13 protein-coding genes are annotated in these 20,757 nt (G+C 74.3%); 8 read left to right on the forward strand and 5 right to left on the reverse strand.

Annotation, left to right across the window (positions count from 1 at the left end):
- Positions 1-12: 12 nt before the first annotated feature.
- From ACFXHB_RS06985 to ACFXHB_RS06995, 3 genes are all read right to left on the reverse strand, one after another.
- Positions 13-2,505: a SpoIIE family protein phosphatase gene (locus ACFXHB_RS06985; RefSeq protein WP_380572764.1), complete on the reverse strand. Its 2,493-nt coding sequence runs from the start codon at positions 2,503-2,505 to the stop codon at positions 13-15.
- 48 nt (positions 2,506-2,553) lie between these two features.
- A complete protein-coding gene (locus ACFXHB_RS06990; protein WP_380572766.1) occupies positions 2,554-6,573 on the reverse strand; it encodes a HAMP domain-containing protein in 4,020 nt (1,339 codons plus the stop codon).
- 286 nt (positions 6,574-6,859) lie between these two features.
- The gene (locus ACFXHB_RS06995) at positions 6,860-7,792 is read right to left on the reverse strand and encodes a SigB/SigF/SigG family RNA polymerase sigma factor (protein ID WP_380572768.1); all 933 of its coding nucleotides are present in this window, start codon (positions 7,790-7,792) and stop codon (positions 6,860-6,862) included.
- Positions 7,793-8,023: 231 nt separating this feature from the next.
- On the opposite strand from ACFXHB_RS06995, the gene ACFXHB_RS07000 reads away from it, so the two are divergent.
- The 3 genes from ACFXHB_RS07000 to ACFXHB_RS07010 all read left to right on the forward strand — a co-directional run bounded on the left by ACFXHB_RS07000 (position 8,024) and on the right by ACFXHB_RS07010 (position 10,104).
- The gene (locus tag ACFXHB_RS07000) at positions 8,024-8,422 is read left to right on the forward strand and encodes an STAS domain-containing protein (protein ID WP_380572770.1); all 399 of its coding nucleotides are present in this window, start codon (positions 8,024-8,026) and stop codon (positions 8,420-8,422) included.
- Positions 8,423-8,585: 163 nt separating this feature from the next.
- A complete protein-coding gene (locus ACFXHB_RS07005; protein ID WP_380572771.1) occupies positions 8,586-9,056 on the forward strand; it encodes an ATP-binding protein in 471 nt (156 codons plus the stop codon).
- Positions 9,057-9,186: 130 nt separating this feature from the next.
- Positions 9,187-10,104: an oxygenase MpaB family protein gene (locus tag ACFXHB_RS07010; RefSeq protein WP_380572772.1), complete on the forward strand. Its 918-nt coding sequence runs from the start codon at positions 9,187-9,189 to the stop codon at positions 10,102-10,104.
- A 69-nt stretch (positions 10,105-10,173) separates the two neighbouring features.
- Here the strand turns inward: ACFXHB_RS07010 and ACFXHB_RS07015 are convergent, their stop codons facing one another.
- Positions 10,174-10,329, reverse strand: coding sequence for a DUF6131 family protein (locus ACFXHB_RS07015; RefSeq protein ID WP_380572773.1), 156 nt, complete (start codon positions 10,327-10,329; stop codon positions 10,174-10,176).
- 297 nt (positions 10,330-10,626) lie between these two features.
- Between ACFXHB_RS07015 and ACFXHB_RS07020 the strand changes: the two genes are divergently transcribed.
- The 4 genes from ACFXHB_RS07020 to ACFXHB_RS07035 all read left to right on the forward strand — a co-directional run bounded on the left by ACFXHB_RS07020 (position 10,627) and on the right by ACFXHB_RS07035 (position 16,526).
- Positions 10,627-12,480: a hypothetical protein gene (locus ACFXHB_RS07020; RefSeq protein WP_380572774.1), complete on the forward strand. Its 1,854-nt coding sequence runs from the start codon at positions 10,627-10,629 to the stop codon at positions 12,478-12,480.
- 378 nt (positions 12,481-12,858) lie between these two features.
- Complete coding sequence (locus ACFXHB_RS07025; protein WP_380572775.1) at positions 12,859-15,465, forward strand: collagenase; 2,607 nt, start codon at positions 12,859-12,861, stop codon at positions 15,463-15,465.
- A gap of 210 nt (positions 15,466-15,675) precedes the next feature.
- Positions 15,676-16,260: a DUF2975 domain-containing protein gene (locus ACFXHB_RS07030; protein WP_380572776.1), complete on the forward strand. Its 585-nt coding sequence runs from the start codon at positions 15,676-15,678 to the stop codon at positions 16,258-16,260.
- A complete protein-coding gene (locus ACFXHB_RS07035; protein WP_380572777.1) occupies positions 16,260-16,526 on the forward strand; it encodes a helix-turn-helix domain-containing protein in 267 nt (88 codons plus the stop codon). Before ACFXHB_RS07030 ends, ACFXHB_RS07035 begins: the two co-directional genes overlap by 1 nt.
- Positions 16,527-16,568: 42 nt before the next feature.
- On the opposite strand, the gene ACFXHB_RS07040 is transcribed toward ACFXHB_RS07035, so the two are convergent.
- Positions 16,569-17,249, reverse strand: a complete 681-nt coding sequence (locus ACFXHB_RS07040) for a class I SAM-dependent methyltransferase (RefSeq protein ID WP_380572778.1) — start codon at positions 17,247-17,249, stop codon at positions 16,569-16,571.
- A 254-nt stretch (positions 17,250-17,503) separates the two neighbouring features.
- On the opposite strand from ACFXHB_RS07040, the gene ACFXHB_RS07045 reads away from it, so the two are divergent.
- Positions 17,504-20,437 (forward strand): hypothetical protein, encoded by a 2,934-nt coding sequence (locus ACFXHB_RS07045; RefSeq protein WP_380572779.1) that lies wholly within the window; start codon positions 17,504-17,506, stop codon positions 20,435-20,437.
- The last annotated feature ends 320 nt before the right edge of the window (positions 20,438-20,757 follow it).

Raw genomic sequence — 20,757 nt, forward strand, 5'->3', positions numbered from 1 at the left:
GGCGACGCCGGCTCAGCGGACGGTGATGCCGATCAGGCAGGTGTCGTCGTCGGTGTCGGAACTGCTGTACCGCAGGAGGTGGTCCAGCCGGCGGTCCAGTTCCGGGAGGCGGTCGGCGTCCCCGGCGGCGGCCAGCAGGTCGGCCAGCGAGAGTTCCAGGGAGCGGTCCCGGCGTTCGATCAGCCCGTCGGTGTACAGCATCAGGGTGTCTCCGGCCCGTAGCTCGATCTCACCCTCCTGGTAGTCGGCCTGGTCGATGGCGCCCAGCAGGATGCCGCTGACGGTGGGCAGCTCGGCGGCCCGCCCGTCGCGCACCAGGATCGGTGGGAGGTGGCCCGCCCGGGCCCAGCGCAAGGTCCGGGTCCGGGGCTCGTACAGGGCGCAGACGGTCGTCGCGGTCACGTTGTCGGTCAGATGGTGGGTCACGGTGTTGAGCCAGCCCAGCAGCTGTCCCGGACCCGCTCCGGTGGCGGCCAGGCCGCGCAGGGCGTTGCGCAGCGCGACCATGCCGGTGGCCGCCTCGATGCCGTGCCCGGCGACGTCGCCCACGCACAGCAGCACCTGGCCGGTGGGCAGGGCGAGCGCGTCGTACCAGTCGCCGCCGACCAGGTGGTCCTTCTCGGCGGGCCGGTAGCGCACGGCCACCCGCAGGTCGTGCAGGTCCAGCGGGCCGCGGCTGGGAGGCATGATGGCGTGCTGCAGCTGCAGGGCGAGCCGGTTGCGTTCGGCGGCCTGCTGTTCGGTGTGGGCGAGCTGGTCGCGGGTGGCGGCGAGCGCGACCTCCGTCCAGTGCTGGGCGGAGACGTCCTGGTAGGCGCCGCGGACGGCGGTGATCCGGGAGTCGGCGTCGAGGACGGGCTCGGCGACCACCCGGATGTGCCGGGCGATGCCGTCGGCGCGCTGGAGGCGGAAGGCCGTCGAGGCGGGCCGCTGGTGGTGCAGCAGGGTCCGCAGGAACCGGCCGATGGTGTGTTCGTCGTCGGGGTGCGCGTGGGCGGGCAGGCGGTCCAGCGGGACGGGGTCGGCGTGCGGCGGGAGGCCGTGGAGGTCGAACAGGGTGTCGTTCCAGACGATCTCGCCGCTGTGCAGGTTCTCCTCGAACCCGCCGATCCGCCCGAGGCGCTGGGCGTGCTGGAGCAGGTTGGCGACGCGCGCGGTGCCGTCCTCGGTCCGCCAGACGACGACCGCGTAGCGCCCGTGGCGGCTGATGCTCACCCGGGCCCGGGTGGTCAGCGGGACGCCGTCCACCAGCGCGGAGAGGCTCATCCCCGGCGAGCGGAACGATTCGCCGGTCGCCAGCACGTGTTCGATCTTCTCGAAGAGGCCGCCCGGCTCGGCGGCCAGCGGGTAGGCCTCCAGCAGCCGGGCGCCGACGACGGCGCTGCGCGGCCGGCCGGCGAAGTCCTCGAAGCGCGGGTTGAGGTGCTTGATCAGGTAGTCGGTGGCCCTACCGGCCGCGTCGACGTCCGGTTGCATGACCAGACAGGGGTCGTGCAGGCCGTGGACCAGCTCCAGCAGGTCGGCGGTCTGCGGGTCGTCGGCGCCGTCGGTCCCGCCGGCGGCCGGCCGGGACTCCAGCGCGGTGGCGCACAGCTCGGCCAGCGCCTCGAACTGCCGTTGCAGCGACTGGGACTGCGTGGGCAGGCCGCCGCTCCAGCAGATCTCCAGGACGCCGGTGATCCGGCCGCCCGCGCCGGCCGGCACCGCCAGCCGTCCGCCGCCGAACTCCCGCTGTCCGATCGACGGGAGCCCCGCCGCGGCCAGCGACGCGTAGGCGGCGGGGGCCCGTTCGGTCAGCGCGCGGCGCGCCGGGACGGGGACGCCGGGCGGGACGTGGCGCCAGCGCTTCGCCTCCTCGCCGGCGAACCCGGCACTGCCCGCCAGGGTCAGCGACTGGTCGGAGTTGGCCGCCCAGATCGCCACCGCCTGCGCCCCGAGCGGCCGCAGGGCGTGTTCGAGGACGGACTGGGCGACCGCCTGGACGTCGTCGGCCCCGAGCATGCCGGTCTCGGCGCTGCGCAGCCGGACGCCCACGGAGGGCTCACCGGTGGAGGCCAGGAACTCGCGGGCGACGTCGGCGATCCGGTCGTGCGAGGCCTGGTTGACGAGGTCGGCGGCCAGCTCCAGGACGGACACGTTCGACTGGCTCGCCAGGTCCTCCAGCTGTCGGATGGCGTCGGCCGGGCCGTAGCCGAGCCGCTCGACCAGGATGCCCTTGGCGAGTTCGACCAGCGCCCGGCCGTCGGCCTCGGCCCGGGCCGCCGTGAGTTCGCGGCGCAGGCGCTCGACGGTGGCCGTCAGCCGGCCGACCACGCCGTCGACGGGCCGGCCGGCGGCGTGCTCGGCCGGGCCGCCGGAGAGCTGCTCGGGCGGCCTGTCGCCCGCCCTCCGCTGGGCGTGGACACCCCGGGCGGTCCGGGTGGACGCCCGGTCCGGGGCGTCCCCGTGGTCGGGCCCGGGCAGGGAGGGGGCGTCCGTGTCCCGAGGCGGTCGGTTCTCGGGCATCGCTCTCTCCTCGGGTCGCACGGTGTCGGGTCGGGTCGCCGGGTCGGGCTACGGCCGCAGCCACCGCTCGATGCGGGTGACGAGGTCCTCCGCGTCGACCGGCTTGGTGACGTAGTCGCTGGCGCCGGAGGCGAGGCTCTTCTCCCGGTCGCCCATCATCGCCTTCGCGGTGACGGCGATGATCGGCAGGTCGACGTACGCGGGCATGGCACGGATGGCGGTGGTGGCGGCGTAGCCGTCCATCTCCGGCATCATGACGTCCATCAGGATGAGGTCGACACCGGCGTTGCGGGTCAGGGTCTCGATCGCGGCGCGTCCGTTCTCGGCCTGCAGGACCTGGATGCCGTGCAGTTCGAGGATCCCGGTGAGCGCGTACAGGTTGCGGTCGTCGTCGTCGACGACGAGGACGGTGCGGCCCGCGAGTGAGCCGTCGACGGGCTGGGCGGGCGGGGTGGCGGTGTCCTCGGCGCGGACCAGCGGCAGCACGTCGCCGGGTTGGTCCGCGCTCAGGTGCAGGGCGATGCGCTCGCGCAACTCGTCGAGACTGGAGAGCAGTTCCAGCGGTTGTGCGGTGGCGCGCTCCTGCAGGAGCCGTTCCTGCCCGGCGCCGAGCCGCCGGTTGTTGTGGGCGAGGACGGGCACGTTGTGCAGGGCGGCGTCCCGGGCCATGGCCTCCAGGAAGGCCAGCGCCGCGCCGTTCGGCAGGTCGAGTTCGAGGACCACGCAGTGGCAGGGCGTCGCGGCGAGCGTCTCCGCCGCCTCCTGGGCGCCGACCGTGGTGATGACCTCGACCGCGCCGCGCGGTCCGCCGAGGTCGGTGTGCCCGGTCAGGTCGGCGACGGCGCTCTCCGCGACGAGGGACAGCAGGCCGCGCCGGCGCTCCTCGATGACCAGCAGCCGCTTGGGCCGGCCGGCCTCCGGCGCGCCGGACTGCCCCGTCCGGTCCTCCGTTCCGGGCCGGGCCGACTCGGCCGGTCCGGGTTCCAGGGCCTCCCGGGGGCACTGGCCGCTCAGCTCGACGAACTCCGCCCGGGCCGCGGGCAGGTAGAGGGAGAAGGTGCTGCCACGACCGGGGGCGCTCCGGGCCGTGATGGCGCCGCCGAGGAGGAAGGCGATCTCCCGGCTGATGGACAGCCCCAGGCCGGTGCCGCCGTACTTGCGGCTGGTGGTGCCGTCGGCCTGCTGGAACGCGCCGAAGACGCTCTCCAGGTGCTGGGGATCGATCCCGATGCCGGTGTCCACGACGTGGAAGGCGATGACCGGACCGTCGTCGCGGCGCGCGACCTCCGGCACCTGGGTGCCGTCCGCGACCTCGATGCGCAGATCGACGCTGCCCCGTTCGGTGAACTTCACCGCGTTGGACAGCAGGTTCCGCAGGACCTGTCGCAGCCGGTAGTCGTCGGTGAGCAGTTCGGCGGGCACGCCGGCGGCGGTGGTGACCTGGAAGGCCAGGCTCTTCTGGCCGGTCAGCGGCCGGAAGGTGGCCTCGACGTAGTCGAGCAGCCGGCGCAGCGGGATGCGCTCCGGGGCGACGTCCATCTTCCCGGCCTCGACCTTGGACAGGTCGAGGATGTCGTTGATCAGCTGCAGCAGGTCGGAGCCGGCGGAGTGGATGATGCCGGCGTACTCGACCTGCTTGGCGGTCAGGTTGCGGGTGGGGTTCTGGGCGAGGAGCTGGGCGAGGATGAGCAGGCTGTTGAGCGGGGTGCGCAGCTCGTGGCTCATGTTGGCCAGGAACTCCGACTTGTAGGTGGAGGCCAGGGACAGCTGGTGCGCGCGGTCCTCCAGCTCCTGGCGGGCCTGCTCGATCTCCAGGTTCTTGGTCTCGATGTCCCGGTTCTGGGCGGCCAGCAGGGCCGCCTTGTCCTCCAGCTCGGCGTTGGAGGACTGCAGTTCCTCCTGGCGGGACTGGAGTTCCGCGGAGCGGACCTGCAGCTCGGAGGTGAGGCGCTGGGACTCGCCGAGCAGCTCGTCGGTGCGGGCGTTGGCGACGATGGTGTTCACGTTGGCGCCGATGGTCTCCATCAACTGGTCGAGGAAGGCCCGGTGCACCGGCGTGAAGTCCTGGAGGGCGGCGAGTTCGATGACGCCCAGCACCTGGTCCTCGACGACGATCGGCAGCACGATCAGCGAGGTCGGCTCGGCCCGGCCCAGGCCCGAGGAGACGCTCACGTAGCCGGCCGGCAGCCGGTCGACGGCGATGGTGCGCCGGCTGCGGGCCGCCTGGCCGACGAAGGACTCGCCGAGCCGGAAGCGGGTCGGCGTCGCGCCGGCCGGGAAGGCGTAGGAGCCGATCAGGTTGAGGAAGGTGACGCCGCCGGTGTCCTCGGCGAGGTAGAAGGCGCCGTACTGGGCGGAGACCAGCGGGGTGATCTCGTCCATGATCAGTTCGGCGACGACGGGGAGGTCGCGCCGGCCCTGCATCAGCGCGGAGAACCGGGCGAGGTTGGACTTGAGCCAGTCCTGCTCCTCGTTGGCCCGGGTGGTCTCGCGCAGGGACTCCACCATGAAGTTGATGTTGTCCTTGAGATCGGCGACCTCACCGGAGGCGTCCACGGTGATCGAGCGGGTCAGGTCGCCCGCCGCGACGGCGCTGGTGACCTCCGCGATCGCGCGGACCTGGCGGGTGAGGTTGCCGGCCAGCTCGTTGACGTTCTCGGTGAGCCGCTTCCACGTGCCGGAGACGCCCTCGACCTCGGCCTGGCCGCCGAGCCGCCCCTCGCTGCCGACCTCGCGGGCGACCCGGGTCACCTCGGCGGCGAAGGCGCTCAGCTGGTCGACCATGGTGTTGATGGTGGTCTTGAGCTCCAGGATCTCGCCGCGCGCGTCCACGTCGATCTTGCGGGTGAGGTCGCCCTTGGCGACGGCGGTGGTGACCTGGGCGATGTTGCGGACCTGGCTGGTGAGGTTGTGCGCCATGAAGTTGACGTTGTCGGTGAGGTCCTTCCAGGTACCGGCCACGTTCGGGACCCGGGCCTGCCCGCCGAGCGTGCCCTCGGTGCCGACCTCGCGGGCCACCCGGGTCACCTCGTCCGCGAAGGCGGAGAGCGTGTCGACCATCGTGTTGATGACGCCGGCCAGCGCGGCGACCTCGCCCTTGGCCTCCACGTTGATCCGCTGCGACAGGTCGCCCTTGGCGACGGCGGTGGCGACCTGGGCGATCGAGCGGACCTGCCCGGTGAGGTTGGAGGCCATCACGTTGACGTTGTCGGTGAGGTCCTTCCAGGTGCCGGAGACGCCCCGGACGGTGGCCTGGCCGCCGAGCCGGCCCTCGGTGCCGACCTCGCGGGCGACCCGGGTCACCTCGCCGGAGAAGGCGCTCAGCTGGTCGACCATCGTGTTGATGGTCTCCTTGAGTGCCAGGATCTCGCCGCGGGCGTCGACGGTGATCGTCTGGGAGAGGTCGCCCCTGGCGACGGCGGTGGCGACCTGGGCGATCGAGCGGACCTGGGCGGTGAGGTTGCCGGCCATGAAGTTGACCGAGTCGGTGAGGTCGCGCCAGGTGCCGGAGACGCCCTTGACGTCGGCCTGGCCGCCGAGCCGGCCTTCGGTGCCGACCTCGCGGGCGACCCGGGTCACCTCGCCGGAGAAGGCGCTCAGCTGGTCGACCATCGTGTTGACGGTGTTCTTGAGTTCCAGGATCTCGCCGCGGGCGTCGACGGTGATCGTCTGGGAGAGGTCGCCCTTGGCGACGGCGGTGGCGACCTGGGCGATGTCGCGGACCTGGGTCGTGAGGTTTCCGGCCATCGCGTTGACGGAGTCGGTGAGGTCCTTCCACGTCCCCGACACGCCGGGCACCTCGGCCTGGCCGCCGAGCCGGCCCTCGGTGCCGACCTCGCGGGCGACCCGGGTCACCTCGGAGGTGAACAGGGAGAGCTGGTCGACCATGCCGTTGAACACGGTGGCGATCTCGCCGAGCAGGCCGTCGGCGTCGTCGGGCAGCCGGGTGCCGAAGTCGCCGTCGCGTACGGCGGTCAGTCCGGCCAGCAGGCGCCGCAGGTCCGGTTCACCGACCTGCGCGGTACCGCTCGTCGTGCGTGGTGCCAGGGGCTTGGCGCTGCCGGCCATCAGGACGTCGCTTCCTCGTAGTGCGCCGGGCCGCAGGCCCGCCACTGTCAACGCCCGGCCCGGCTCCGCACCCGCCCGAGGGCAATGCCGCACCGAGGTGCCGGGCACCCGTCCGTACCGTCAGGGACGCTACCGCACCCGCTCCGTCGGGGGCGAACGTCCCTGTGCCGGGTGCGACTGGCCCCGGGCCGTCCCGGCCGGAGGCCGCTCGGGTGGGGCCGCCGGCCGGACCCCGCCCGCCCCGGCGCGCCCGGGTGGTGTTCCCGGGCGGCCCGGAGCGCCGGGCTCAGGCCTCGGCCAGGAGTTCGGCGCGCAGGCCGGCCAGGATCCGGGTGAGCAGCCGCGACACGTGCATCTGCGAGACACCGAGCCGGCGGCCGATCTCGCCCTGGGTCAGCTCGGCGCCGAAGCGCAGCGAGAGGATGGTGCGGTCGCGCTCCGGCAGGGCGGCGATGAGCGGCTTGAGGGTCTCCAGGCAGAGCATGATCTCGTAGGCGTCCTCCTCCCGGGCGACCCGGTCGCCCAGCGCGTCGGCGCCGTCCGTCCGCTCGGAGCCGGGCAGCGGGGCGTCGAGCGACCCGGCGCTCTGCGCCTGGGAGGCGATCAGGCCCTCGCGCACCTCCTCCTCGGTGAGGTCCAGGTGCGCGGCCAGCTCGGCGGGGGTGGGGGCGCGGTCCAGCAGTTGCTCCATCGCGTCACTGGTCTTGGCCAGCGTCAGACGCAGCTCCTGCAGCCGTCGGGGGACGTGCACCATCCAGCCGGTGTCGCGGAAGAACCGCTTGATCTCGCCGCGGATGGTCGGCAGCGCGAACGAGGAGAACTCGACGTCGAAGGACGGGTCGAAGCGGTCGATGGCCTTGATCAGGCCGATCGTGGCGACCTGGATGATGTCCTCGACCGGTTCCTTGCGGTGGGTGAACCGGTTCGCCGCGAACTTCACCAGCGCCATGTTCAGTTCGATCAGGGTGCCGCGCACGTAGGAGTACTCGGCGGTGCCCTCCTCCGCCGCGCGCAGGCGGGCGAACAGGACCTTCGACAACGCGCGCGCGTCCGCCGGGCACACCTGGGCCGGCTGCTCCGCCGTGATCCCCAGCTCGGCCGCCACCCGGACGAAGTCGGCCGGGCAGGAGAGCGCGTCGCCGATCACGACCGGACGGGGTGCGGCGGCCGCGGCGCTGGTGCGGGCAGTGGCCGAAGGGCTGGACACGACGGTCGGCATGCTCTCTCCTCTGCTGGTGATCACTTGTTCGGGCACGACGCGACTCACCTGCCCCGCCTCGGCCCGAACAGGCCTCCTTTCGCCAGAGGACCCCATCATCTTCACCTCGCCCACACATGTCGGCGGGTGGCTCGACTGTCCCGGCCCCACGGCGTACCGTGCGCGCGGGTGTCGCCGTATCGTCGTACCGATCCACCCACGGCCCCGCTCGACGAAGGAGGAGGGACAGCGATGCCCGACAGCGTCCCCGAACCGCCCGCGGCCCCCCGTCGTCCCGACGAAGGGCCGAGCGCCGTGCGACTGCGGGTCGGCCTGCGCGCCGAGGGCGGCACGGTCGTCGTCTCACCCGTCGGCGAGCTGGACCACGACAGTGCGGCACTGCTGGGCGCGCGGCTTCACGAGGCGATCGGACAGGCGGACGACCGGGTGGTCGTCGACTGCGACGGGCTGGCGTTCTGCGACTCCACCGGCCTCAATCTGCTGCTCACCACCCGCGCCGAGGCGGAACGCGCGCGCCTCGCGCTCGTCCTCGCCGGGCTGCGGCCCTCGGTCGCCAGGATGTTCGAGGTCACCGGGGCGCGGACCGTGTTCGACATCCGGGCGGACCTCGGCTCGGCGCTGGCCGGATGACGCCGCGGCCCCCCGGGCGGCGGCCCGGGGCCCGACCGGCCGCGGCCCGCGGGCGGTCGCGACGCGCCGCACGTCACCGGTGTCCCCCGCGCGCCTGCGGGCACACGAGTAGGCAACGGCCGGCCGCCGCCCGGCCCGGTCGGTCGTCGGGGAGTGAGGACAGATGAGCGCCAGTGAGTACCGGACCACGAGTCGGTCGGTGATGCCCGGGATGCCAGCCACCGGTCAGACCCGGAGGCTGGCCCTGGACGGTGTCGCGGGCGTGCCCGGCCGCTGTCGCGACCAGGTCCGCACCGCGCTGGAGGACTGGGGCTGGCTGCCCACCGCCGACCCCGACCAGCGGGCCAGGGCCGACGACGTCCTCCTGATCGTCTCCGAACTCGCCACCAACGCCTGCCGGCACGCCGGCGGACCGGACCAACTGGTGCTGTCCGTGACCGCCCTGACCCTCCGGATCGAGGTGCTGGACCGGTCCGACGCGCTGCCGAGCCCGCAGGTGCCGCACGTACCGACCCGGATCGGCGGCCACGGCCTGCACACCGTCGCGCTGCTCGCCAGCCGGTGGGGGCACCTGCCGCGGGCGGACCGGCCCGGCAAGGCGGTCTGGGCGGAGATCGACCTGCCGCGGGGCTGACGCGGCGGGACGGCCCGGGGGCCCGCCGGCGCGGGCGCGCGGGTGGGGTGCGGTAGCGGATCAGGCGGGCGCCGACGATCCGCCCGCCGGCGCGGGCGCGCGGATGGGCCGCGGATCTACAGTGGCAGGTGTGACCGATGGCAGCTCCGCCGTCCCCGGTCTCGCCGCGGTTCGGCGGCGGCTCGGGGCGGAGCTGTTCGCGCGGGTGGCCGGGCCGCAGGGCCCCGCGGCCCGCAGCCGGATCCACGACACGCCCGGCCCGCGCTGGTTCGGTCCGGAGCGGCCCATCCGCGTCGTCCACGGTGACGCCTCGATGTTCGTCGGCGGCCTGCGGGCGCTGCTGCTGCAGTCGCTGCATCCGCTGGCGATGGCCGCGGTCGAGGCGCATTCCGGCTACCGGGGTGACCCGTGGGGCCGACTGCAGCGCACCAGCACCTTCCTCGCGGTGACGACCTTCGGGACCGCCGACGACGCGCGACGGGCGGTCGACCGGGTCCGGGCGGTGCACGAGCGGGTACGCGGGACCAGCGCGTCGGGGGAGGAGTACCGGGCCGCCGACCCGCACCTGCTCGGCTGGGTCCACGCCGCCGAGGTCGACAGCTTTCTCCGGGCCCACCGGTCTTACGGTGAAAGGCCGTTGGACGACGAGGCCTACGACGGGTACGTGGCCGACGCGGCCACCGTGGCCGCCGCGCTCGGTGTCGTCGACCCGCCGCGCGACCAGCGGCAGCTCGCGTCCGTCATCGAGCGGTACCGCCCCGAACTGCGCGGCACCGCGCCCGCCCTCGACGCGGCCCGGTTCCTCCTCCTGCGGCCGCCGCTGCCCTGGGTCGTGCGCCCGCCGTACGGTCTGCTCGCCGCCGGGGCGGTCGCCCTGCTGCCCGGATGGGCCCGGCGGGAACTCCGGCTGCCGTACCTCCCGGTCGTCGAGGGGCCGGCGGCGCGGCTGGGCGCCGGCGCCGTCACGAGGACGATCCGGTGGGCGATGGCCCGCCCCTCGGGGGCGCCCGGGCCGGGCCGGGAACCGGGGCCCGCCGGTCGGGACTGACCGGTCGGGACTGACCGGGCGCGGCTGACCGGCGCCTCGGCGCCGGCCGGGGGTGTCGAGGCCCCGGGTCTACCAGTAGTGGCGGCGGCCGCCGACCTCGTGGCCGACCGCGCCGAGGATCCACAGGACGAGCCCGATCAGGGCCAGGGCGAGGCCGATGGTCCACAGCACGGACACACCGGTGACGAAACCGATGACGAGAAGGATGGCTCCGAGGACGATCACGACGACCTCCGTTTTCGTTCCCCCGTGATGGCTGCGGCCTGCCGCCGATGCGGAGGTCACCCAGCGTCTGTCCGGTTCCCGGGTTTTCAATCCGAGCGGTGGCGCCGGGTCGTCGGCGCTGTCGCGCTGGGGCGCGGTCCCGGGTCGGCGGGCCGCTGGGCCGGGTGACCCGGTCCCGGGTCGGCGGTCCGGTCCGGTGGCCGACCCGGAGCCTCCGTGCGGACGGCCGTTCCGCCCGAACCCCTCGCTGCGTACTCATGTGGACATCATATGCAGGTAGCCGATATATGTAGCTGCATGACACAACGCTCCCTGCGGCAGTCGACCCTGCCGCGGCCTGCCGTCCTCGAAGAGCGCCTGGCCGGCGCCCGGGAATCCGCCGGGCCGGCCGAGCCCGCCGCCGCCACCCGCCTGTCCGGCCTGCTGGGCCTGGCGGCACTGCGGTTCGAGCAGGCCCGCGGTCGGCGCTGGTTCTGGCCGGTGCTGCTGCTGGCCGGGTACGCGGTGGAGGTGCTCTTCCGCCTGGTGCTCGTCCGTCACCTGAGCTACCCCTCGGTGCACCCGGACGAGGACTCCTACCTCGTCCTGGCCCGCGTGCTGGCCGGCCGGTCGAGCACGGAGATGCCGGTCGGCGTGGTGATCCCGGGCGGGTACCCGCTGCTGGTCTCCCCGGCCTTCCGGATCGCCGGCGACCCGGTCACCGCCTACCACCTGATCATGGTGATCAACGCGCTGCTGAACGCGCTGGTCTTCCCGCTGGCCCGGCTGGCGTTGCGTCGCCTGGGCCTGGGCCGGCTGCCCGCCTACGTCTTCGCCGGTGTCACCGCCCTGCTGCCGCCGGTGATCTTCTACTCCGAGTTCGTCATGTCGGACGCCGTCCTGCCGGTGCTGGTCCTGGCCTGGCTGCTCTGCCTGCACGGCTGGCTCGGTGACGGCCCGGTCCGGCACCGCACCTGGTACGCGGCCGGCGCCGGCGCGACCGCCGCGTACTCCATGGCCACGCACGACCGGGGCGGCGTCGTGGTCGCCCTCACCGGTCTGCTCCTCCTCGGGGTCCTGGTGCTGCGCCGGGCCGAATGGCGCACCACGCTGGTCGGCCTGGGCGCGCTCGGCATCGGCGCGGCGGGCGCCAAGGCGTTGGCCTGGTGGCTTGAGGCGCGGTTCACCGTCGAGCCGAGCGACGTCGGAGGGTTCCTGTGGGAGGGCCTCACCGACCCCGGCAAGACCGGGATGACGCTGACCCGGACGGCCGGCCAGATCTGGTACTTCATCGTCTCCACCTGGGGTGTCGGCGGCCTGGCCGTCGTCGGCTGCCTGTTCGCGCTCTTCAGTGCCCGGTTCCCGCGCCCGCACCGGATCGTCGGCGGCGTGCTGGTGGCGCTCCTCGTCGGCACCGCGCTGGCCTCCGCCGCCGCGCTGCCGGACGACGGCCGGATCGACGACTGGGTGTACGCCCGCTACCTCTCGCTCCTGGTCCCGGCGGCCTTCGTGGTCGGCACCGCCGTGCTCTGCCGGTCCCGCCGCCGCGCTCTCGGCCACGCCGTCGCCGCCACCGTCGGGCTCACCCTGCTCCTCGGCAAGATCGTGGTCTGGTCCGCCGGTTCGGCGCTGACCACCAAGCTGTTCATCGGCTGGGCCCTGCCGGACGTCACCTTCCTGGCCGCCGACTGGACGCGGCTGAACATCATGCGCTCGTCCGCCGCCGCGTTCGTGGTCCTGGGTGCGGTGGTCCTGCTCCTGGTCGCGGGCGGGCGCCGGGTGGTGTGGGCGGTCGGCCTCTCGCTCGCGCTGTTCGCCGGGTTCGCCACCGCCACCATCACCGAGCAGGTCAGCCACCCGCACGCGAACTACCGCAAGCCCCTGGCGACCGGCTTCACCGAGGCCTCCGGGGTCAGGTCCACGGACAACGTGGTGTTCGCCTGGGACGTGGACGGCGGCCTGCGCAACGCCCAGGCCTTCGAGGTCTACCGGGGCCGGGTCTGGTACCGGGACCCGCGCTGGCAGCCCGTCCCCGCGGAGGCGACCGTCCTGGTCACCCCGCCGGCCCCGGAGGGCCGGGCCGCGGACGGGTACTGGCCGGAGCACCCCGCCGAGTGGTACGTCGCGAAGGTGAACAGGGCGCAGGGCTGGGCGATCTGGCGCAAGCGCTGACCGGCCGGGGGCGGAGCTCCCCGCCGCCGGCCCCGGCCGAGGGCGCCGCACAAGGCGGCCCGGGCCGGGGCCGGCGGCATTCCCGGCCGGGGGCGCGGATCGGCCACTCCGTGCGGCCCGTCGGCCTCCGGGGGTGCGGGAGGCCGTCCGGCTCGTCGCGTGACGGCGGCCCGGCACCCGTGCGCCGGGCCGTCGGGGTCTTCGTCGTCGCAGGTCGGCGGGCCAGCGGGAGGTCGTGGACGGCGGAATGGCTGAAACTGTCGTGCCATATGACCTGTGACATTGTTCTCACCTTCGTTCGATGACAGGATCCACGCCAATCTCCTTCAAGCGGCGTGACCCCACGTCAGGCCGCCCCCACTCGAAGAAGGACTCAGCGTGCCCCTGCGCATACGCCTCTCCACGCTCGCAGCCGGCGTCGTCGCCTGTTGCGCCACGGCCGCCACCGTGCTGCCGGCCCAGGCCTTCGCGGCACCCGCGGCCGTCACCGCCGGGGCGGCCGCGACCGCTTCGGCCGTGACCGTCCCGGCCGCGACCGCTTCGACGGCGGCCGCCATCGCCGCCGCCGCCGCGAGGCCGGCGGGCCCGGCCGCCGCCGGCGCCACGACGGGCGACGAGAACCTCGCCGCGCCCGCCGCCCCGCTGCCCCCGGCGCTGCTCAGCGAGACCCTGATGGGCGAGCCGGCCGCCACGGCCGCGCAGAGTGCCCCCGTCCCGCCCAAGTCCCTCGCGGCGCGGGCCCCGTCAGGCGCCGCGGTGGCCGCCGCGCAGGGCTGCACCCCGGCGGACTTCGCCGGCCACGCCGGTGCCGACCTGGTCGCGTTCCTCAAGGGCTCGACCACGGACTGCGTGACCGCGCTGTTCACCAACGGCGGCGCGGACCCCGCCGTCTTCCAGCAGTCCCGGATGCTGACCGTCGCGGCCGCCTTCAAGGACCTGGCGCGCGGCTACACCGGCGACAACTCGACCGGCATCCTGCAACTGGTGCTCTACCTGCGGGTGGGCTACTACATCCAGTCCTACTACCCGGACGCGGCGGGCCCGTACACCAACGAGCTCACCGTCGCCGTCAAGGCCGGCCTGGACGCGTTCTTCGCCGGCGCCCGCTGGCACGACGTCACCGACGGCAACGGCAGCGTGCTCAAGGAGGTGCTGACGCTCACCGACAGCGCCAACATCCAGGCCGACCACCTGGGCGTCTACAAGCGGGTGCTGGACGACTACACCAACGCGTACAACGCGTTCCCGCAGATGGTCAGCGCCGTCAACTCCGTGCTGAGGTTCCCGCTCTGGCGCGGCAACACCAACCCGAACTTCGTCAACGCGCTCGGCGCCGACCCGAGCCTCGTCACGTCGCTCGCCAACTTTGCGATCAACCACAAGGACCTGCTCGGCGGGCCCAACGCCGTCCTCGACACCAACGCCGGCAACGACCTGGCCCGGATGGCCGGCAGCAGCCCCGCCGTCGAGGCCGCGGCCAAGCCGCTGGTGAAGCGGGTGCTCGACTCCGCACCGCTGCTCACGGCGGCCGCGCCGCTGTACGTGTACACGGCCTACCAGGCCACCGTCTACGACAACGGCCAGTGCTCGTACTACGGCATCTGCGACCTGCCCGCCAAGCTCACCGCGGTGGTCCTGCCGAACCAACTGGTCTGCGACAACCGCACCATCCAGGCCCAGGCCCTGTCGGCCGCCGAACTGGCCACCGTCTGCGCGAGCCTGCGCGACGAGGACGCGTTCTTCCACAACGTGGTCAAGGACAACGGGCCGATCCCGAACCAGTACAACAAGACCGTCACCGTCGGGATCTTCGCCAACAAGACCGACTACACCACCTACTCGTGGGCGATCTTCGGCAACTCGACCGACAACGGCGGCCAGACCGTCATGAACGCGACCGACCCCGACAACCGGGCCGCCAACGTGATGTACCAGAAGGCCTGGAACAACAGCGACCCCGCCCGGGTGTGGAACCTCAACCACGAGTACACCCACTACCTCGACGGCATCTACGACATGAAGGGCACCTTCACCAACCAGACGTCCGTCCCGGACATCTGGTGGATCGAGGGCATCGCCGAGTACATGTCCTACAGCTACCGCGCCACCACCGACACCGACGCGATGGCCCAGGCCGCCCAGCACACCTACAAGCTGAGCACCATCTTCCAGAACACCTACGGCAACTCCGACTCCACCCGCGTCTACCCGTGGGGCTACCTGGCCGTCCGGTACATGCTGGAGAAGCACCCGGCCGACGTCCAGGCCATGCTGGCCCGGTTCCGGGTCGGCGACTACCCCGGCGGCTACGCGGTCTACAACAACCTCGGCACCTCCTACGACGCCGACTTCGACGCCTGGCTCACCGCCTGCGCCGCCGGTGCCTGCTACGCCGCCGGCCCGACCGCGCTGTTCGACACCTCGGTGAACGGCGCGACCGTCAGCGCGACCGAGCGGTCCGTGCAGACCGGCCCGGGCCGGATCACCTCCTGGCACTGGAACTTCGGCGACGGCACCTCCTCGGAGGACCGCAACGCGAGCCACACCTACGCGGCCTCGGGCACCTACACCGTCGCCCTGACCACCACCGACAGCACCGGCCGGACCGCCACCACCCCGGCCCCGGTCACCGTGACCGCGCCCCCCGTCACCCTGCCGACCTGCACCGAGCCGCGCACCGACGCGATGGGCCAGAACTGCTCGCGGACCGGCCTCGCCGCGACCGCCGGCAACACCGCCTACCTGTACGTCTACCTGCCGGCCGGCACCAGCTCGCTGACGATCGCCACCTCCGGCGGCACCGGCACCGCGCACCTGTACTACAACCCGGGCACCTGGGCCTCGCCGAGCGCCTTCACCGCGTCCTCCACCGGCACCGGCACCACCCAGTCCCTCACCATCACCAACCCCACCGCCGGGTACCGCTACCTCAGTCTGTACGCCGTCACCGACTTCAGCGGCGTCACGGTCGGCACCCGGTTCTGACCCCTTCTCCTGACCCTCCGTTCTGACTCCCGGTTCGATCCGCGGGCAGCGCGCGGGAACGCCCGGCCGGGACCTCCCGGCCGGGCGCTCCCGTGTCGGATCCCGGGGCCGGGGCGCGACCGCCGGCCCGGCCGTGCCCCGCCGGACTTGTCGAATATCGATATGCCCCTGTACCTTGAGGCATATCGAAAATCGATGGGGAGGACTGTAGTGAACACGCGACTCACGAGGACGCTGGCCTCGGCGACCATGGCCCTGGCGGTACTCTGCGGGCTCGCCTTCGTCGGCACGGCGGCCGTCCGCATGCTCGACGACGGGGCGGTCTGCGTGCGGACGGGCTTCTGGGCCAACGCCGCGCTGGCGAACGGACTGCCGATCGGCGACGGTGTGACGGCGGCCGGCAGCACGACCCGCCTGTGCCAGGACGGGCCCTCCGTGGCGCAGCGTGCCGCGGACCTCGGGGGCGAACTGCCCTGGCTGCTGTTCGGCGCCCTCGCGCTGCTGCTCTTCTCCCGGCTGCTGACCACGGCCCTGCGGCAGGGGCCGTTCACCGGGCCGGTGGCGCGGCGGCTCTCCGTGCTCGGCTGGTCCGTCACCGCGGGTACGCTGGTGACCGCCCTCGTCGTGGGCTGGTCGCAGTCCTGGCTCGTCGGGAGCATGGCACCGATCGTGGGGTCCGGGCCGACGTTCTCCGGGCCCCTGGTGCTCGTCCTCGCCGGGCTCGCCGCGGTGATCATGGGGAGGGTCATGCGTGAGGGTGTGCGCATGCGGGAGGACCTCGAAGGGACCATCTGATGCCGGAAGAGGAACACCACGGGATCCGGATCCACCTCGACCGGCTGCTCGCCGAGCGCGGCATGACCCTGACCGAGCTGTCCGCCCAGGTGGGCATCACCGTGGTCAACCTGTCCGTGCTCAAGAACGACCGGGCCAAGGCCATCCGCTTCTCGACCCTGTCGAGGATCTGTGAGGTCCTCCGGTGCCAGCCGGGGGACTTGATGACCCACGGCCCCGCCGGCCCCACCGACGCCGACCGGGCCGACGGACGCCCCGCCGGGTAGTGCGCCGGGGCGTTCGCCGGGTGGTCCGCGAGGGGGAGCGGGTCAGCGCAGCCGGCGGGCGCGGAGCACCAGGTCGTCGGTGTGGTGCGCGCCGGCGCCACCGTCGGGTGCCACCCGGGGCCGCTGCTCGTCCACCTCGATCTCCCAGTCGTCGTCGAGCAGCGCGGCGACCATCGAGGGCCAGACGTAGTCGGCCGGGTCGAAGCCGCTGTCGTGCGTCCGCCGGGTCTCCATCCCCGCGTGGTGCACGAGCAGCAGCACTCCGCCGGGCGCGACGGCGGCGAGCAGGGCCCGCTCGGCCGCCGCGCCGGGAGTGCGCGGCAACGCCGGGTACTGCGCGGAGACCAGATCGAAGGACGCCCGCGGGAGCACCGCCTCCGCCAGGCCCGCGTGCACCCAGCGAACGGTGAGTCCGGTGGCCCGGGCGTGCCCGGCCGCCCGTTCCAGCGCGACGCCCGAGACGTCGAGCGCGGTCACGTCCCAGCCCGCGCCGGCGAGCCACAGGGCGTCCGCGCCCTCGCCGCAGCCGACGTCGAGCACGCGTCCCGGGGCGAGTCCGGCCACCTCGGCCACCAGGGCGCCGTTGGGCCGACCGCTCCACAACTGCCGGCGCTCGGCGTACCGGCCGTCCCACTCCGCGCGCGCCGCGGGGTCTCCGAGGTAGTCCTCCGCGGGCCCGGTGGCGGCGGAGGCGGGAATTCCTGTGGCGATGTCGTCGGTCACGCGCCCACCGTCGCCGACCACGCGGCGGCGAAGCCACTTCTGTTGCCGATTCGGCAACAGGGCTGCGCCGGGGCCCGGGTGCGCGGGGTGGGCGGGGTGCCGGCGGTCGGTTGCCCGTGCGGCCGTGCCGGGGCTGCCCTTTCGGTCCGTGCTTCGTACAGGACTCTTCCGCCCCGGGGCGTTCCTCTGACAGCATCGGCGGCTATCCCGTGACGGAACGTCGATGACCGCCGTCCCACCCGACGGAGGACGATGTGACCACCCGTACCCGCACCCGCCTGGCCTGCCTGGTCTGTTCGGTCCGCCGGGCCTGTGCCGCGGCCGTCGGTGGCGGCCGCCACCCGACCGGCCCGCTGCCCACGGGGCGGCTCCGGCCGGCGAGGTGGGTGCGCACCCGGCTGCGGACCGCCCCCTGGGCGGCCCTGCTCACCGCCGGACTCGCCGGCGTCCTGGTGTTCCTGGCGGCGGCGTTCCCGAGGGCCCTGGACCGGGGCGCGGACGCGGCATTGCGGGACTTCCTGCACGACCGGGGCCCGTTGGAGACGAGTCTGCTCAGTACTGCCGCCGCCGGCGAGGGGGAGAGCGCGGCGGACCTGGAGGCGGTGGCGGGCGAGCTGGTGGCCCGGGCGGGGGCGGACTTCCCGGTGGCACCGTCGGGACCGGTGTTCGGCGCCCGGGGCCTGCTGCGCCGCGCGTTGACCACACCGGGCCTCGACCGGCCGGACGGCGTCTCCCACCCCACGCTCCAACTCCTGTACCTGCACGGTCTCGCCGAGCACACCACCCTGGTGGCGGGCAGCTGGCCCGCCGGCGCGACCGAGGGCGAACCGATCCCGATCGCGGTGGCCCGGGGCGCGGCCGAGACGATGGGGATGCGGGTGGGCGACGTCCTGGCGGACGATTCGGTGCCCGCGCGCCAGGTGCGGGTGACCGGTCTCTACACTGTCACCGACACCGTCGATCCGTTCTGGGCCGAGCTGCCCTGCATGGACCGGGCCTGCCTGGAGCGTTCGCCCGACGACCCGACCGTCCGGTACTGGCACACCGCCGCCGCGGTCGGGGGAGACGACCTGGGCGCCCTCCGGACCTGGGGGTACCGGGCGAGCGACTTCTGGCGGCTGCCGCTGGACACCGGGGTGCTGCGCGCGGACCGGCTGGCGGGCGTGCGGCACGATGTCGCGGCGTTCCTGACGGGGCCGACCATGACCGGGCTGCTCGCGGCCACCGGGCGTCCGGACCTGGCGACGACGTCCCGGCTGCCGGGTCATCTCGACCGGGCGGCGGCACGTCAGGCCGCCGTCGCCCCCCTGGCCCTGATCGGGCCGGCCGGCGTCGCCGGGATCGTCGGGGTGGTGCTGGCCCTGGCCACCGCGCTCACCGTCGAACGACGCGGCGCGGAGCTGCGGTTGCTGCGCGCCCGGGGCGGCTCCGGCCGAGGCGTCCTGGCGCGGCTGTGCGGCGAGGGCGCGGTGACGGTGCTGCCCGCCGCGGCGGCGGCCACGGCGCTGGCACTGTGGCTCTGGCCCACGCCCCGCTGGACGGCGGCGGTGACGGCCGCGCTGGTCGTCACCGCCCTCGGCTGGCTCGCCGTCCCGGTGCGGGCCGCCCTGCCACCGGCCCGGTCGGGGCCGGTGCGGCGAGGGCGCGCCCGGCTCATCGCCGAACTCGCCGTGCTCGCCCTGACGGTGGTCGCGGTGGAGGGGGTGCGGCGGCGTGGCGTCGCACCGCCGGGAGCGGGCCCCGACCTGCTGCTCGTCGGGGCGCCGTTGCTGATCGCCCTCGGCGCGGCCCTGCTGCTGGCGCGGCTACTGCCCGTCCTCGCCGGCGCCCTGGCCCGCGCGGCGGCCCGTGCCACCGGCGCGGTGGCCTTCCTGGGACTGGCCCGTGCCGCCCGGGGCAGCGGCGGCCGGTCACGTCCCTCCGCGCTGCCGTTGCTCGCGCTGGTGCTCGCCGTCACCACCGCCGGGTTCGGCGCGAGTGTGCTGCAGGGGGTCGGCCTGGCCCGGGAGCGGGCCGCGCGGCTGATCGTCGGCGCGGACGTCTCCGTCGGAGCGCCCGCCGGTCTCACCCTGCCGCCCGGCTTCACGGCGGCCGCCGGCGCCCTGCCGGGGGTCTCGGCCGCCACCGCCGTCCGGCTGGAGAGCGAGGCCTTCCTGCTCGAAGCCGTTCCGGGAGCCCGCGCGGGCGTCGACCCCGGCGCCACCCAGGTCACCCTGGTGGTCGCCGAACCGCAGGCCTACGCGCGGATCGCCCGCACCGTCGGGGTGGGCGTGTTCGACCCGGCGGCCCTGGCGGCCACCACCCCTCTCGCGCCGGCCGGGCCGGACGCCGGGACAGCCGCCGTCCCCGCCCTGTTCAGCGCCGACCTGGCCCGCCACCTCGGCCCCGGCGGCCACCGGTTGCGGCTGCCCAGTGGCGGCGAGGTCCTCACCACCCACGCCGGTACGCTCGACGCCACCCCCGCGCTGCCCGGTGCCACCCGGCCGTTCGTCGTCCTGCCCACCCCCGCCGCCGCCGTCCTGCCGGAACTCGCCCGCGCCACCGACTGGTTCGCCATCGGCCGGATCGACGAACCCGCCCTGGCCCGACTGGTCCACGAGCTGCCCGCCTCGAACCTCGTCGACCCGGGCGCCTCGGCCGCGCCCGGGCCGACCGCCTCCGCCGCCGTGATCGGCAACGACCCGGACGGGCTGCGCAGCGGCTACGTGACCCGCACCGGCGCCGCCGTCACCGCCGACCTGGCCGACGACCCCCTCCAGCACGCCGCCGGCCGCCTCTTCCGCCACGCGCTCACCGCCGCCGGCGCGCTCACCCTGCTCGCCGTCCTGCTCACCCTGCTGCGCGCCGCCCCCGACCGTGCCGCCCTCCTCGCCCGGCTGCGCACCATGGGCCTGCGCTCCCGTCAGGGCCTGGCGCTGGTCATCGCCGAGACGCTGCCGCACACCCTGATGGCGGCGGCCGGTGGCGCGCTGGCCGCGCTGGTGGCGGTGCTGGTGCTGGGCCCGGCCGTCGACCTGTCCACCCTGGTCGGAGCCCCGGTGCCGGCCGGCCTGCGCCTCACGGCCGGGCCGCTCGTCCTCCCGGCCGCGGCACTCGCCCTGCTGGCCACGCTCGCGGTCGTGGCCGAGGCCCTGACCGGCGGCCGTCGCCAGATCGCCGGTCACCTGCGCCTCGGGGACCGTCCCTGACCCGTCCCGCCGGTGCGGCGGCGTCCGGAGCGGCAGCCGCCTCCTCGCCGGCCCGCCCGACCGAGCGCGGGCGGGGTTCCGCTGTCCGGACGGTCGGCCCGGCCGAGCGGACGTCCCGTGTGGCCCCGGTCACCTGTGCCGCGCCTCACACGGGCTCCCGGCAGTGACCCCGATACCTGCCCTGACCTGGTGGTTTGCCTGCGGACAGCCCGCTTCCCGGCCTGCGGACACGGCACGAGCTGACGGTGCGAGGGTTGCGCGGGACACGCCGGTTCGCACAGGCTCCCCCCTCGACGGGCTCTCCTCCGCTCCTGCCGCGG

The sequence above is a fragment of the Kitasatospora sp. NPDC059327 genome, assembly GCF_042752535.1.
Lineage (GTDB): Bacteria > Actinomycetota > Actinomycetes > Streptomycetales > Streptomycetaceae > Kitasatospora.